This window comes from Massilia sp. IC2-278 (genome assembly GCF_020708045.1).
GTDB lineage: Bacteria > Pseudomonadota > Gammaproteobacteria > Burkholderiales > Burkholderiaceae_D > Telluria.
The window spans coordinates 16,516-29,979 of record NZ_JAJFES010000005.1; the positions used below are offsets into that span (position 1 = coordinate 16,516).

Genomic DNA, 13,464 nt, shown 5'->3' on the forward strand with positions numbered 1-13,464 from the left:
ATACGTATAGTGTAAACGATTCGGCAGCGCCCGGACCCGCAAGCGCTAGAGGTCGGCCGGCGTGTCGATGTCGCGGAAGATCCCGGGGTCGCCGACTTCGACTTCGCGCACCGGCATCGACTTGAGCAGCGCACGCGCGCCGTGCTCCCCTTGCAGCGCCAGCAGCGCCGGCAGGTGCGCGGCGCCGAAAGCCACCGGGTTGCCGCGCCGCCCTGCGTGCACCGGCGCCGCGATGTCCGCGCCATCGGCCAGGGCAGCGAGCAGCGCCCGCATCGTTGCGGGAGAAACGAAAGGCATGTCGCCCAGCGCCACCAGCCAGGCATCGGCTGCGGGCAGCGAATGGCGGATGGCATGCACGAGCGACGCCGCCATGCCGCTGTCGGCCTCGGGACAGAGCGTGACCTCGACACCCAGCCCGCCCAGGAGAGCGGCGACGCCGCCGTCGGCCGGCGGCACCACGGCGATCACGCGCGGCACGACAGCAAGAAGCGCACGCGCACTGGCCGCCACCACCGGCTCGCCACCGGGCAGCAACTGGAGCAGCTTGTTGCGCTCGCCCAGTGGATCGAAGCGCCGGCCCCTGCCCGCGGCCAGCAGGATCCCGGCCACGTTCGCAGTCACGTTTGCAGTCACGTTTGCAGTCAAATTCGCAGCGCCATTCATGCAAGGGCCTGCGCGGCATCCTTGATGGCCGCGCGTATGCGCTGGTAGGTGCCGCAGCGGCAAATGTTCCCGCTCATGGCGTTGTCGATGTCGGCGTCGCTCGGCGCCTTGTTGGTGCGCAGCAGCGCGGTGGCGCTCATCACCTGCCCGCTCTGGCAGTAGCCGCATTGCGGCACGTCGTGGCGTATCCAGGCATCCTGCACGGCCTTGCCGACCGGGTCGCCGGCCATCGCTTCGATGGTCGCGATCTTCAACCCGGCGGCGGCCGAGATGGGCGTGATGCAAGAGCGGATCGGCGAACCTTCCAGGTGCACGGTGCAGGCGCCGCACAGGGCGGCGCCGCAGCCGAACTTGGTGCCGGTCAGGTCCAGGTTGTCGCGCAGGGCCCAGAGGATGGGCGTGGACGGATCGGCGTCGACCTGCAGGTCGCGCCCGTTGATGTTGAGTTGGACCATGCCGCCCGGCTCCCGATCACAGGCCAAACAATTGTTCAGCCCGCATAACAATTGTTTAGTTCAGCGATTCCAGCTTCGCTTCCAGCGTCTTCAGGTCGACCGCACCCGGGATACGGCTGCCATCGGTGAAGAAGATCGCCGGCGTGCCCTGGATGTTCAGCTTGTGGCCCAGTTCCACGACCTTGTCGTTCGGGGTTTCGCAGCTGCTTGGCGCGGCCGTCGGCACCTTGCCGTTGATCATCCAGTCGTCCCAGGCCTTGACCTGGTTCGGCGAACACCAGATGTTCTTCGATTTTTCGAAGGAATCCGGCGACAGGATGTTGTACATGAAGGTGTAGATGGTCACGTTGTCCAGCTGGGCCAGCGTGGTGGCGCGCAGGCGCTTGCAATAGCCGCAGTTCGGGTCCTCGAACACGGCGATCACGCGCTTGCCGTCGCCCTTCACCTGCTTCAGCGCCAGGTTCAGCGGCAGGTCGGAGAACTTGACCTTGTTCAGCTGGTCGATGCGCTCGCGGGTCAGGTTCTTCGAGCTCTTGGCGTCGAACACCTGGCCGATGAACAGGTACTCGGCCTTCTTGTCGGTGTACAGGATGTCGCCGCCGACGCGCAGCTCGTACAGGCCGCTGTACGGCGTTTCCTTGATCGAGTCGATCTTGGCGCCGCCCAGGCGCGGCTCGATATTCTTGCGGATGGCCGTTTCGGTGTTCTGGGCATCGACGCAACCCGCGATCAGGCCCGTCGCCAGCAGTACGGCGACCTTGGTTTTTAACATCACTTTGAATTCCTTAGAAAATTACTTGCCGATAGCATGGGCCATCAGGCGCCGTTTCACGAAGGGCAGCTTGTCGAGCAAGTCCAGGCCCAGGTTGCGCACCACGCGCACGGGTTCGAGATTCGCGCCGAACAGGCGCTCCAGGCCGTCGGTGGCCAGCTGCATCAGGAGCACGTCTTCCTTGCGCGCACGCGCATAACGCGCCAGCACGCGCTCGTTGCCGATCGCGCGGTGCTCCTCGCGCTCGCCGATCACGCGTAGCAAGTCGACCACGTCGCCGAAGCCCAGGTTCATGCCGTGTCCGGCCAGCGGATGCACGGCGTGCGCCGCGTCGCCAACCAGCGCCACGTGCGGCGCCACCAGCGCATGCGGACGCACCAGCGCCAGCGGCACCGCTTTCACCGCTTCCGGCTGCAGCGGCTTCAGGGCGCCGAGCGGCTCGTCGGCATATTCGCAGAGGCGGATCGCCAGCTCGCCGAGCGATTCTTCCATCAGGGTCGCGGCCAGGGTTTCCGGCGCCGACCATACCAGCGATACCTTGTTGCCCGGCAGCGGCAGCAGCGCCACGATGCCATCCTTGCAGGTGAACCACTGGTGGGCCACGCCGTGGTGCGGCTTTTCGCAGGCGAAATTGGTGACGATGGCGCGCTGGTGGTAGGAGCGGTAATCGATGCCGATGTCGCACTGCCCGCGTACCCAGGAATCGCGGCCGTCGGCGCCGACCACCAGCTTGGCGTCGAGCCTGCGGCCGTCTTCCAGCTCGACCTGCGCGCCTTCCGGGCCGCAGGTCAGGCGCGAGGCGCAGCCGCTGACGACCTGCACGTTGTGCGCGAACTTCAGGGCCGCATCCAGCGCCTGGTTCAAATTGCTGTCCTCGACAATCCAGGCCAGGGCGCCGGTATGCGCGCCAAAGGCGTCGAAGCCGAGCGCGCCGCCGGGCTTGCCGTTTTCCTTGCCATCGCCATTCACCGCCATCGCATCGACCGGCGCAATGCGCGCCCCGTCCATCGCGTCCCAGACCTTCAACGACGACAGCACATCGTGTGCCGTGTGGTTCAGGGCGTAGACGCGCACGTCCCAGGGCCGTTCCGTGCCCGGCGCGAACGACGGGGCGGCGTCCTGGTCCGCCAGGCGCGGCGCCGGCACCAGCAGGGTGACGCTGTGCCCGGCCTGGGCAAAACCGAGGGCCGCGGTCTTGGCAATGGCGCCATTGCCGACGATGCAGACATCGCTGACGCGGGATTGTGCAGTGGAAGAATGTGGTGTCGTCATGCCAGGCATTATATAGCGGCATCACCGCGACACACCGCGGCCGCCGGCCTGGCGTCAAAAGAAAGTTGCAAGTGGGACTTGCAGAGCCGCGAGGCGCTGGCTATAATCATGCCTCTCTTGGCCTGGTAGCTCAGTTGGTAGAGCAGAGGATTGAAAATCCTTGTGTCGGTGGTTCGATTCCGCCCCGGGCCACCAAGAATTCAGCATTGCGAAAGTAATGAAAACAAAAACGCCACCTTCGGGTGGCGTTTTTGTTTTTCGGCCGGCACATGCAGCGAGCGGTTTCTGGTGCGCCAGGAAAAACAGCGTTCGTGATACTTTGAAAATTGGTCTACCGACGAATATTCAATGGAGCGAGCATGTCAAAACAGGCAGGCACCGATGATGAAGATGCAGCCCGGCGCGAGACGGTCGCGGAGTTCAAGCAGGCGGTGAACATGACGCCAGCCCAACTGGAGAAATGGCTCGATACCGACGATTCGAAGCGTGTCGGCCAGAAGCACGGGAATGGCGAATCGACCGGGCACCAGTCCGGACGCCGCATCGTCGAACTATTGCACCGGCACGTCCAGGACTTGAGCGCGGACGACATCGCGCACATGCGCAAGGTAGTCGGATACATCCACCGCCACCTGGCGCAGGGGCCGACCAGGAGCGATCCGGCATCGAGCGATTGGCGCTATTCGCTGATGAACTGGGGCCACGATCCCGAGAAAAAGTGAGCCTGCTATCGAAGCCTTGCGCCATTGTTCGCCCTCTTCAGCCGCAGCAGGAGATTGAACATCCTGATGCCGGTGATGCGATTCCGCGCCACCATGAATGCAGCAGCGATGCCCGACAAGATGCCACCTTCGGGTGGCGTTCTTGTTTTCGGGCCAGCGATGGCGTGCACCTTGCCCACGGCCGGGTCAGTAGAATACGCAGGCAGGAACGGTCAGCCCAGGCGATCGTTCATCCCCCAGCCCGGCGGAGCCACATGAACGCCATGTGGCGAAGCGCGTAGCCACCCCGCAGCGATAAGCCGCCCTACCCTCGATATCGCGCGCTCACAAGGAAGGAAACGAACATGCCACAAACCAACGCCACGAACCGCGCCCTGGTGCTGCAGCAGCGCCCGCACGGCGCACCCGACGCCGATACCTTCCGCCTGACTGAATCGCCGGTGCCGCAAGCGCAGGAGGGGCAGGTCCTGCTGCGCACCCTCTACCTGTCGCTCGACCCTTACATGCGCGGGCGCATCAGCGCCGCCAAGTCCTACGCTGCCTCGGTGGAGCTCGGCGCCGTGATGGTCGGTGGCACCGTCTCGCGTGTGGAAGCATCGCGCCATCCGGACTTCCAGGCCGGCCAGCTGGTGCTGGGCTACAGCGGCTGGCAGGACTATGCGCTGTCCGACGGCGCCGGCTTGAACAAGCTCGACGATGATCCGCGGCTGGCCTCGCGCGCGCTCGGCGTGCTCGGCATGCCGGGCTTTACCGCTTACATGGGCCTGCTCGACATCGGCCAGCCGCGCCCGGGCGAGACGGTGGTGGTGGCCGCCGCCAGCGGCGCGGTCGGCTCGCTCGTCGGCCAGATCGCGAAGATCAAGGGCGCGCGTGCGGTCGGCATCGCCGGCGGCGCCGACAAGTGCCGCTATGTCGTGGACGAGCTCGGCTTCGACGCCTGCATCGACCACCGCGCGCCCGACTTCGCCGCGCAACTGGCCGCGGCCTGCCCGGACGGCATCGACGTGTATTTCGAAAACGTCGGCGGCGCCGTGTTCGACGCCGTGCTGCCCCTCCTCAACACCAAGGCGCGTATTCCCGTCTGCGGCCTGATCGCCGACTACAACGCCACCGGCCTGCCCGACGGTCCCGACCGTCTCGGCCTGCTGGCGCGCACCCTCCTGACCAAGCGCATCCGCATGCAGGGCTTCATCATCTTCGACGACTATGGCCCCCGCTACGGCGAGTTCCACGACCAGATGCGCAGCTGGCTCGACGAGGGCAAGATCAAGTTCCGCGAAGACATCGTGGAAGGTCTGGAGAACGCACCGCAAGCATTCATCGGCCTGCTCGAAGGCAAGAACTTCGGCAAGCTCATCATCCACGTCGCCGACTGACGGCGCCCTTTTACCGGAGTATTCCATGAACATCCTGATGGTCTTGACGTCGCATGCGGAACTGGGCGATACCGGCAAGCAGACCGGCTTCTGGCTGGAGGAATTCGCCGCACCCTACTACGCCCTGAAGGATGCGGGCGCCAATATCACCCTGGTCTCGCCCCAGGGCGGCCAGCCGCCGCTCGACCCGAAGAGCGACGCACCGGACGCCCAGACCGACGCCACCCGGCGCTTCAAGAGCGACGCCGACGCCCAGGCGGTGCTGGCCTCCACCGGCAAGCTGGCCGAGGTGAAGGCTGAGGATTTCGACGCCGTCTTCTATCCCGGTGGGCATGGTCCGCTGTGGGACCTGGCCGAGGACAAGGCGTCGATCGCGCTGATCGAAGCCATGGCCGCTGCCGGCAAGCCGCTTGCCCTGGTCTGCCACGCCCCCGGCGTGCTGCGCCATGTGAAGGGCGCCGACGGCCAGCCGCTGGTCAAGGGCAAGCGCGTGACCGGCTTCGCCAACACCGAAGAAGAGGCGGTTGGCTTGAGCGAGGTCGTACCTTTCCTGGTCGAAGACATGCTCAAGCAACACGGCGGCCAGTACGCGCGCGGCGCCGACTGGGCATCGTATGTGCTGACCGATGGCAAGCTGGTCACGGGCCAGAATCCGGCATCGTCCGAAGAGGCCGCACAGGCCCTGCTCAAGCTGCTGGCTTAGCCGGCACCCTCAGGCCGCTTTCAAGCGCCGCCCTGCGCCTGCGCCATCTCCAGCGCAGGCAAGGTCACCGTCAGGAACGACGAAATTTGCGCGACCAGGTCGGCCGCCTGCTGGCGTACCTGCCCCATCTGCAGGATGGACAGCTCGGCCTGGCGCACCGCCTGCTGGACCAGCGTGCGGCGCTGCGTGAGCGTATCGAGCAAGGCGGCATCCGGAGAATTGGCGGCAAGCGTGGCCACCACGGCCAGCACCGCCCCATGCAAGCCCAGGTTCTGCGCCGACGCTTCCAGCTTGCGCATGGCGACCTCGCTGTCGGCCAGCAGCTGCAGCAGCCCGGCACGCGATGAGGTCAGCACGGCCTTGTAGTGGGCAGGCGGTAGCGGGCGGCGGAACAGCTTGCCGAACATGCCGGCCGGCTCGCGGGTGCTTTCCAGTGCGGCGTCGAGCAGCGCGGGCACGCCCATCCGGGTGAATTTCAGCACCAGCTCGGTGATGGGCTGGAGCAGCGCGGCCTGCTCCAGCAGGGGTTCTTCCGCCCAGTCCGTGACCAGCGCCAGCTTTACCGGCAGGATGCGCCGGAACAGGATGGCGAAGCGCCCTTCCGCGTGCGCGAACAGGGTCGGATAGTCGGCGCGGGCAAGCGCCAGGGCGTCGCGCACCGCCGGGTGGTCTTCGCTGTCGAACAGCGCCGCGGGTACAACTTTCGCGGTCATGCCTGAACCTGCCGGCGCCGCCGGAACATCGTTGAACGAGAGTGCCCTGGGCGGACCGCTGGCGGGCGGCGCGGCTTCCTGGGCCTCGCCGAAGTCAAAGGCGCGCGGCGCCGCCGGCGGGCTGGCCGGTCCGGCGGGAGGCGCGGATGCAGGCGCGGCGGCAGGCTGGGCATCGGCGCCGAAGTCGAAGGCCTTGGGTTTCTGGTCGGTCATCGGTCAGTCAGCGCGAACCATGCGGGCGTCGAGGGCAGCCGCCTGTGCGGCGGCAACACATCCTCAGACAGTACCGCCCAGCTTGCGGATGAAGGTCGCCAGGTTCAGCTTGAAGCCGGCGCCCACGGCGTGGAAGCGCCATTCGCCATCGCGGCGGTACAGCGAGCCGAACTGCAGCGCGGTCTTGTCCGAGTAGTCTTCGCTCAGGTCGTACTGCGCGATCGCTTCGCCCGTCTCGTCGTTGTACACCTTGACGTAGGCGCCGGAGACACGGCCGAAGTTCTGCTTGCGCGCCTCGGCGTCGTGGATGGTGACCACGATCGGCATCTCCATGACGGCCGGGTCGACGCGGCCCAGGTCGACGGTGATGACTTCGTCGTCGCCGTCCTTGTCGCCGGTGCGGTTGTCGCCCGAGTGCACCACCGCGCCGTCCGGCGAGGTCGTGTGGTTGTAGTACACGAAATGGGCGTTGCTGATCATGACCGGGTTGTCGTCGGCGTCCTTGCGGCACAGGAATACCGACGAATCGAGGTCGAAGGCCTGGCCGTCGGCCGCGTTGACTTTCCAGCCCAGGCCGATGCGCACGCGCTTCAGGCCCGGTGCGGTTTTTTCGAGGTTGATGCGATGGCCGGTTTCGAGCATCGTCGACATGGATTCTTCCTTTTTATCGTGAAATGGGTGGGTGCGCCAAAGAGCCGGGGATCAGCCCACGGCCGGCGAGAAGCGGGCGATCAGGTCGCGTTCCAGCTCCTGCAGTTTCGGCAGCTCGTCCTTGCGGCGCTGCTGGCCCTCGTGCGAAATCTGCTCGAGCTTGTCGAAGGCGGTGATCAGCTGGGCCTGCACGTGCTGGGCCGTTTCCAGGCTGACCAGCGAGCGCTGCTTGGCGCGCGCCACGGTCTCGGTATTTTCCAGCAGCATGTCGGCCTGGGCGCGGAAGGCCGCGTCGGTGGCGTCGTAGGCGGCATTCGCCACGGCCGCACTCTGCTTGGCTTCCAGCTGCAGCAGGTAGAGCGAGAACACGTTGCGCCAGGCCGGGATCGACACGTTGACGATGTCGGTAAAGGTGTCGGTCAAAGCGCGCGCATTGTCCTGCGACAGGCGGATCTGCGGCACCATCTGCGTGGCCATCAGCATGGCGCGGCGCAGGTCGTCGATGCGTTTTTCGAGGCGCTCCAGGCGGCGCTTCAGTTCGGTAGCCTGCTGGGCCTCGAAGGCGTTCGTCGGCGCGGCCTGCTGCGCCACCGCCTGGCGCAGGCGCTCGGCCCAGGCTTCGCCCTTCTTCACGTCGGCGTCCAGGCCCTGGTAATAGGTTTCCAGGCCCTTGTACATCTCGTCGAAGTCCTGGATGCGCTTGCGGTGCACGTTGGCATGGCGCGTCATCTCCCCGACCAGGGTGTCCATGCGCGATTCGACCATCTGGTACTGCGACAGCATCTTTTCCTTGACCGAGCCGAACATGCCCGTCACGCGCGACAGCAGGCCGCCCGAGCGCAGCTTGGCCGGGTCCAGGCCCTTCGAGGTGGCGATCAGTTCGTTCAGCTGGGTGCCGAACACGTCCGCATCCGACGCGCGCACGGTGCCCAGCAGCTTGGCCGACACCTTGGCCACGCCGGCGCCGGTGGAACCGCCCAGGGCCTCGATGGCCTTGTCGTCGATGCCGGAGATGTCGACCCGGACCTGCGGGGCCGGGGCCGGCGCCGGGGCCGCCTCGGGGCGCAATGCCGGCAGCGCATCCATGCCGACGGGCGCGGACAGCGGCGGCAGCGAGGGCGCTGGGGCAGGCGCAAATGCGGGCGCAGGCGCAGGCACAGGTGCAGCGAAGGCGGCGTTCGCTTCTTCGTCGGAGGAGAACAGCGGTTTCATAACATTCCTTCAGGTTGAAATGACAAGAATAGCTTACCACTGGACAACCCCGGCAGGCGAGTACCCGCCCGGGCGCTTACCACATCAGATCGTCGGGGATCTGGTAAGCCGCGTACGGATCGTCCGGATCGACCTCGGCCGCCCGCTTCACCTGCACCACCAGCGCTGCGTCGCGCTGGGCGATCTTCTCGCCGATCACGCGCGGCACCAGCTCGGTGGCGTCGCCGATGCGCACGATCACCAGGCGCCCCGCCATCAGGTGCTCCTGCACCTTGGCTGACACGTGGATGCGTTCGATCTTGCTGTTGTGCGTGAAGTTATAGGCGATGTCGCCATTGCCCTTGGACTGGCGGTTCTTCTGCACCAAGTCGAGGATCTGCGCCATGATCGCCTTTTGCTGGGCGGCCGCGTCGCGCTGGGCATTCAGTTCGCGCGCGCGCTCGGCGTTCTTGCGCTGCAGCTCGGCCGCGGCCAGCTTGGCTTCGTCCACGCTTTGCGTGCCGTGCCGGCGGTCGATCTTTTGCTGCTTGCTCTTGTCCTGTTGAACCTGCTTGGCCTTGCCCTTGTTGACCAGGCCAGCCTTTAAAAATTGTTCCTGCAACGATGCCATCTGTGGCGCTCCATCAATAAACGTCCGGCCGTGCGGCGCGGATCATCCGTAAGCATAGCAAATTGCCAGCCTCTTGCCGCCGGTCCTTCCATGGCCCCGGCATGCTCTGTTAAACACGCCCGGGCAACCGGACACAGAGCGCGTCATCGGCGCAACACCCGGCATCGCCGCGGGTGACAAGCGGTAAAAAACTGCGCTACCATGTTGCGTTGCAGCAAAGTAAAGTGCCTCACATCAACACGCACTTGCTTGCATACGAAGGCAACAAGTGACGCCCATCACCGACATTGCGCACTGGCGCACCCACATCTTTTCCCGCCTGCTCACGATCGTGCTCGTACTCGGCATCGTCACGGCTTTACCCAGCATCGTGGTAGCTGCGCGCGAAGGCCTGTGGCCGGTCATCGCGGTCGACCTGCTGGCCATCGCCTGGCTGGCCTGCATCTGGCGCCTGCGCGGCCTGCCGTACCGCACGCGGGTGTGGCACTTCATCGCCATCGTGTTCTTCGTCGCCACCGGCATGATGGTCAACATCGGCCAGGTAGCCCAGCTCTACCTGATCGCGCCGCCGGTCTTTGCCGCCGTGCTGCTGGGCATGCGCCCGGCCCTGGCCGCCCTCGGCCTGAGCGCCGCGATCATCCTGGGCCTGGGCCTGTCGGGCATCGTGCAGGCCGACGTCGCCGGCTTGCCGCCCGGTGAAGCGGTGTCCTCGCTGCTGGTGGCGCTGAACTTCATGTTCGTCGGCTCGCTGATCACGGTGTCCTGCGGCAGCCTGCTGCAAAAGCTGGAAGCCTCGCTGGGCGACCTGCGCCTGTTCGCCGACACGCTGGAAGAAGGCCAGAACGCCGTGCAGCTGCTGAACGCGGAACTGCGCCTGGCGGCAGCCGCGGTGTCCCAGTTGAACGACAAGGTGGTCATCATCCGCGCCGCGGCGCCGGGCCAGCCGCAGCCGATCATCTTCGCCAACGATGCCTTCCTGCGCGCCGCCGGCTATGCGCGCCAGGAACTGCTGGGACGCAGCATGAAGCTGCTGATCGGCCCGGAAACCGACCGCGCCGAAGTGGCGCGCATCACCGCCGCCATGGAGCGCGGCCGTGGCGTGTCGGCCGAGCTGATGGTGCATGCACGCGACGGCACGCCCTACTGGCTCGAGCTCGAGGTCACGCCCTTCCTCGACGAACACGGCGCGCTCACGCACTGGGTGGCGGTCGGGCGCGACATCGGCGAGCGCAAGAAGGCCGCCGGCGCCATCCACCGCCTGGCCTACTACGACGTGCTGACCGGCCTGCCGAACCGGCGCCTGCTGGGCGAGCGCCTGGAAGCCGAGCTGGCGCGGGCGCATGCGGGCGAGGCGGGTGGCGCCCTGCTCTTCATCGACCTCGACAACTTCAAGGTCGTGAACGACGCGCGCGGCCATGCCACCGGCGACGCCCTGCTGCGCCAGGCGGCGGCGCGCCTGTCCGCCCTGGTCGGCGAGGCCGGCATGGTGGCGCGCATCGGCGGCGACGAATTCGTGGTCCTGCTCACCGGCCTGGGCCAGGGCGAAGCCGCGGTGTCAAGCGCCGCGCTGGCGCGCGCCCAGGACATCCGCGCGGCGCTGGCCGAGGACATCGAGATCGACGGCCACCGCTACAACTCCTCGGCCAGCATCGGCGTGGCGCCGCTGCCGCGCCCGGGCCAGAGCGCCGACGACCTGCTGCGCGAGGCCGACACCGCCATGTACCGCGCCAAGGCCGGCGGTCGCAACGGCGTGGCCTTGTTCGAGGCCACCATGCGCGCCGAGGTCGAGAGGCGCCTGACGCTGGAACGCGAGCTTGGCCTGGCGCTGGCGCGCGAGGAACTGGCGATGCACCTGCAATTGCAGTTCGATGCCGCCGGCAGCCCGGTCGGCGCCGAACTGCTGATGCGCTGGCGGCGCCAGGACGGCAGCAGCGTCGCACCCGACGTGTTCATTCCGGTGGCGGAAGCGACGGGCCTGATCGTGCCGCTGGGCGAATGGGCGCTGCGCCAGGCGTGCCAGGCCTGGCTCCGGCTCGACGCGGCAGGGCACGCGCTGCCGCTGTCGGTGAACGTCAGCCCCTCGCAGTTCCGCCAGCACGGCTTCGTCGATTCGGTGCGGCGCCTGCTGCAGGAGACCGGCGTGCCGGCCAGCCAGCTGATCTTCGAACTCACCGAAGGCCTGGTGGTGGGCCAGCGCGACGGCATCATCGCGCGCATGGGCGAACTGGCCGCGCTCGGCATCCGCTTCTCGATCGACGACTTCGGCACCGGCTACTCGAACCTGGCCTACCTGAAGCGCATGCCGCTGTACGAACTGAAGATCGACAAGAGCTTCATCCGCGACACGCCGCACGACGCCGACGGCACCGCCATCGTGCGCACCATCCTGGGCATGGCCGCCCACCTGCGCCTGCGCGTGGTGGCCGAAGGCGTGGAGACGCCGGAGCAGGCATGCTTCCTGGCCGAGCACGGCGCGCCGCACATGCAGGGCTACCTGTTTGCGCGGCCCATGCCGCTGGCCGAGGTGCTGGCGCGTCTGGCCGACGGGGAGGAGCGCCACGCCGCCTGAAGCGCCGGGCGCCATCCCATTCATGCAAGCATGGCGGCGCCTAGGCCTGGAAAGGCAGGCCGGCGTGTGCGAACACCTCCGCCACGGATGCACGCACCTCGTCGGACAGTTGCAGCCGGCGCAGACCGCCATGCGCGATCAGGGGCAACAGGAAACCGCGCTGCGTGTCGGTAGGCTTGCGCCTGGCCATCCGGGCCCATCGGACCCAATCGGCCAGGTCCGGATACCAGGACGGCAGCGCCGCATCCCCATCGGGTTCGCGCTCGGCCAGCCACATGGCGGTGCCTAGCGCATCCCAATGGTTCATGTCGGCGAACCACCACAGCAATGCCCGATCCGCCGGCGCCTGCAGCTGCATGCGGACTGCCTCGAAGGGAAGATAGGCGCCGTGCTTGCGTACCAACTGCAGGAGCAAGACGCGCAACTCCGGCGCCGGATCGGCCAGGACCCGGAGCGCGATCTCGTCCCTTTCCGCCGGCGCGAGCCGCAGCCAGGCCTGCGCCGCCCGGCTGCGTACGCGTGCGACAGGATGATGCAGGAAGGGATTGATGCTGTCGAGGCAAGAGAGCTGGCGCGATGCGCCGAGTTCGGCCAGGCAAATGCCGATGCGTGCCGGGCTGGCGCCGGGCACGGTCAATGCCTCCCGGTAGAGCGCGGCAACGTCCTGCCCCTGGCCGGCGAGGTGGGCAGCCGCAACGGCGCGCAGCGACGCCTGGCGCGCAAACAATGCGTCCTCTACGTAGCGGGTTATGCCGCGCGCGATAAGGGCACGCAATGCGCGCGCACGGATGGGCGTGCTCTTCGACGCAAACGCGCGCACCAGTTCGGATTCGCCACACCCCTCCTCGCTGCGTTCGAGATGATCGAAGGCAAGACGCGTCAGCACGATGTCGCTGCTTGCCGGCACCACGAGCGCGAACAGCGCTTGCGGCGTCATGGCATGTGTACCTGCAAGCAGCCGGAACACGGCTCGTCCCACCTGGATATCCCGGCCTTGCAAGGCCCCCGCCAGGGCAGGCGCGCCGGCCTGGTCGATTATCGTGCGCTCGAATGCGGCGACCCACTGGGCGTGCGTTTCGCGCTTCGCATGCAATAGCGCGTAGGCCGCGGGCAAGGCGCCGCACAGGTCGGCTGCCGAGGCCGTCGGCACCACCGCCTCCAGCGCGCGCCGGGCCGCCGCGCGCACCTGCGGCACCCAGTCGTTGAGCCGTTCGACTAGCCTGGCCACCGCGCCTTCCGGCGCCAGCCGGCCGCAGTACTCGACGGCAGCCTGGCGGATGTAGCCGTCGCGATGCGCAAGATACGGCTGCACCTGTTCGATGTGCGTCGTTCGGTGCAGCGCTTCCAGCTCGCCTTCGAGCCAGGCTGTGTAGTGGGAGCTGTCCGCATACTCGCCAGAGCGTGGCAACAGCCCGAAAATTCGCCAAAGAATGTTCATTTGGCAAATATACATCGGAACTGATTACGCAAGGACGCCAGGCTACCGCTCTGCACCAGCGAATGGCAGGCGGGTCCTACCGCGCTCTCGTCCGC

At 67.0% G+C, this 13,464-nt stretch carries 13 protein-coding genes and 1 tRNA gene; 5 read left to right on the forward strand and 9 right to left on the reverse strand.

Going from position 1 to position 13,464, the window contains the following annotated elements; translation table 11 throughout:
* Window positions 1-45: 45 nt before the first annotated feature.
* The 4 genes from LK540_RS11870 to LK540_RS11885 are packed head-to-tail and all read right to left on the reverse strand — an operon-like array spanning window position 46 to window position 3,162.
* A complete protein-coding gene (locus LK540_RS11870) occupies window positions 46-663 on the reverse strand; it encodes an NTP transferase domain-containing protein (protein WP_374041355.1) in 618 nt (205 codons plus the stop codon).
* The gene (locus LK540_RS11875; RefSeq protein WP_229437512.1) at window positions 660-1,118 is read right to left on the reverse strand and encodes a (2Fe-2S)-binding protein; all 459 of its coding nucleotides are present in this window, start codon (window positions 1,116-1,118) and stop codon (window positions 660-662) included. The genes LK540_RS11870 and LK540_RS11875 overlap by 4 nt, the downstream gene beginning before the upstream one ends.
* 55 nt (window positions 1,119-1,173) lie before the next feature.
* The gene (locus LK540_RS11880) at window positions 1,174-1,890 is read right to left on the reverse strand and encodes a DsbC family protein (protein WP_229437784.1); all 717 of its coding nucleotides are present in this window, start codon (window positions 1,888-1,890) and stop codon (window positions 1,174-1,176) included.
* A gap of 21 nt (window positions 1,891-1,911) precedes the next feature.
* Window positions 1,912-3,162 (reverse strand): FAD-dependent monooxygenase, encoded by a 1,251-nt coding sequence (locus LK540_RS11885; RefSeq protein WP_229437513.1) that lies wholly within the window; start codon window positions 3,160-3,162, stop codon window positions 1,912-1,914.
* Window positions 3,163-3,281: 119 nt separating this feature from the next.
* Between LK540_RS11885 and LK540_RS11890 the strand changes: the two genes are divergently transcribed.
* The 4 genes from LK540_RS11890 (at window position 3,282) to LK540_RS11905 (ending at window position 5,963) form a co-directional block, all read left to right on the forward strand.
* A tRNA-Phe gene (locus LK540_RS11890) sits at window positions 3,282-3,357 on the forward strand.
* Window positions 3,358-3,521: 164 nt separating this feature from the next.
* The gene (locus LK540_RS11895; protein WP_229437514.1) at window positions 3,522-3,884 is read left to right on the forward strand and encodes a DUF3140 domain-containing protein; all 363 of its coding nucleotides are present in this window, start codon (window positions 3,522-3,524) and stop codon (window positions 3,882-3,884) included.
* A 344-nt stretch (window positions 3,885-4,228) separates the two neighbouring features.
* Window positions 4,229-5,260, forward strand: a complete 1,032-nt coding sequence (locus tag LK540_RS11900; protein WP_229437515.1) for an NADP-dependent oxidoreductase — start codon at window positions 4,229-4,231, stop codon at window positions 5,258-5,260.
* A gap of 25 nt (window positions 5,261-5,285) precedes the next feature.
* Window positions 5,286-5,963: a type 1 glutamine amidotransferase domain-containing protein gene (locus LK540_RS11905; RefSeq protein WP_229437516.1), complete on the forward strand. Its 678-nt coding sequence runs from the start codon at window positions 5,286-5,288 to the stop codon at window positions 5,961-5,963.
* Window positions 5,964-5,983: 20 nt separating this feature from the next.
* On the opposite strand, the gene LK540_RS11910 is transcribed toward LK540_RS11905, so the two are convergent.
* From LK540_RS11910 to LK540_RS11925, 4 genes are all read right to left on the reverse strand, one after another.
* Window positions 5,984-6,889: a hypothetical protein gene (locus LK540_RS11910; protein WP_229437517.1), complete on the reverse strand. Its 906-nt coding sequence runs from the start codon at window positions 6,887-6,889 to the stop codon at window positions 5,984-5,986.
* A 63-nt stretch (window positions 6,890-6,952) separates the two neighbouring features.
* Complete coding sequence (locus LK540_RS11915) at window positions 6,953-7,540, reverse strand: TerD family protein (RefSeq protein WP_229437518.1); 588 nt, start codon at window positions 7,538-7,540, stop codon at window positions 6,953-6,955.
* A 51-nt stretch (window positions 7,541-7,591) separates the two neighbouring features.
* A complete protein-coding gene (locus LK540_RS11920; RefSeq protein ID WP_229437519.1) occupies window positions 7,592-8,752 on the reverse strand; it encodes a toxic anion resistance protein in 1,161 nt (386 codons plus the stop codon).
* A 76-nt stretch (window positions 8,753-8,828) separates the two neighbouring features.
* On the reverse strand, window positions 8,829-9,362 hold the full coding sequence (locus LK540_RS11925) for a DUF2058 domain-containing protein (RefSeq protein ID WP_229437520.1): 534 nt from the start codon (window positions 9,360-9,362) through the stop codon (window positions 8,829-8,831).
* Window positions 9,363-9,630: 268 nt separating this feature from the next.
* Here LK540_RS11925 and LK540_RS11930 point away from each other — a divergent pair, with 268 nt between their 5' ends.
* Window positions 9,631-11,931: an EAL domain-containing protein gene (locus LK540_RS11930; RefSeq protein WP_229437521.1), complete on the forward strand. Its 2,301-nt coding sequence runs from the start codon at window positions 9,631-9,633 to the stop codon at window positions 11,929-11,931.
* Between the two features lie 40 nt (window positions 11,932-11,971).
* Here the strand turns inward: LK540_RS11930 and LK540_RS11935 are convergent, their stop codons facing one another.
* Window positions 11,972-13,369: a HEAT repeat domain-containing protein gene (locus LK540_RS11935; protein ID WP_229437522.1), complete on the reverse strand. Its 1,398-nt coding sequence runs from the start codon at window positions 13,367-13,369 to the stop codon at window positions 11,972-11,974.
* Window positions 13,370-13,464: the final 95 nt, after the last annotated feature.

Bases quoted from the DNA above. Each gene is read 5' to 3' on its own strand.
- LK540_RS11870 (WP_374041355.1), bottom strand. From the start codon at position 663: ATGAATGGCGCTGCGAATTTGACTGCAAACGTGACTGCAAACGTGACT.
- LK540_RS11875 (WP_229437512.1), bottom strand. From the start codon at position 1,118: ATGGTCCAACTCAACATCAACGGGCGCGACCTGCAGGTCGACGCCGAT.
- LK540_RS11880 (WP_229437784.1), bottom strand. From the start codon at position 1,890: ATGTTAAAAACCAAGGTCGCCGTACTGCTGGCGACGGGCCTGATCGCG.
- LK540_RS11885 (WP_229437513.1), bottom strand. From the start codon at position 3,162: ATGACGACACCACATTCTTCCACTGCACAATCCCGCGTCAGCGATGTC.
- LK540_RS11895 (WP_229437514.1), top strand. From the start codon at position 3,522: ATGTCAAAACAGGCAGGCACCGATGATGAAGATGCAGCCCGGCGCGAG.
- LK540_RS11900 (WP_229437515.1), top strand. From the start codon at position 4,229: ATGCCACAAACCAACGCCACGAACCGCGCCCTGGTGCTGCAGCAGCGC.
- LK540_RS11905 (WP_229437516.1), top strand. From the start codon at position 5,286: ATGAACATCCTGATGGTCTTGACGTCGCATGCGGAACTGGGCGATACC.
- LK540_RS11910 (WP_229437517.1), bottom strand. From the start codon at position 6,889: ATGACCGACCAGAAACCCAAGGCCTTCGACTTCGGCGCCGATGCCCAG.
- LK540_RS11915 (WP_229437518.1), bottom strand. From the start codon at position 7,540: ATGTCGACGATGCTCGAAACCGGCCATCGCATCAACCTCGAAAAAACC.
- LK540_RS11920 (WP_229437519.1), bottom strand. From the start codon at position 8,752: ATGAAACCGCTGTTCTCCTCCGACGAAGAAGCGAACGCCGCCTTCGCT.
- LK540_RS11925 (WP_229437520.1), bottom strand. From the start codon at position 9,362: ATGGCATCGTTGCAGGAACAATTTTTAAAGGCTGGCCTGGTCAACAAG.
- LK540_RS11935 (WP_229437522.1), bottom strand. From the start codon at position 13,369: ATGAACATTCTTTGGCGAATTTTCGGGCTGTTGCCACGCTCTGGCGAG.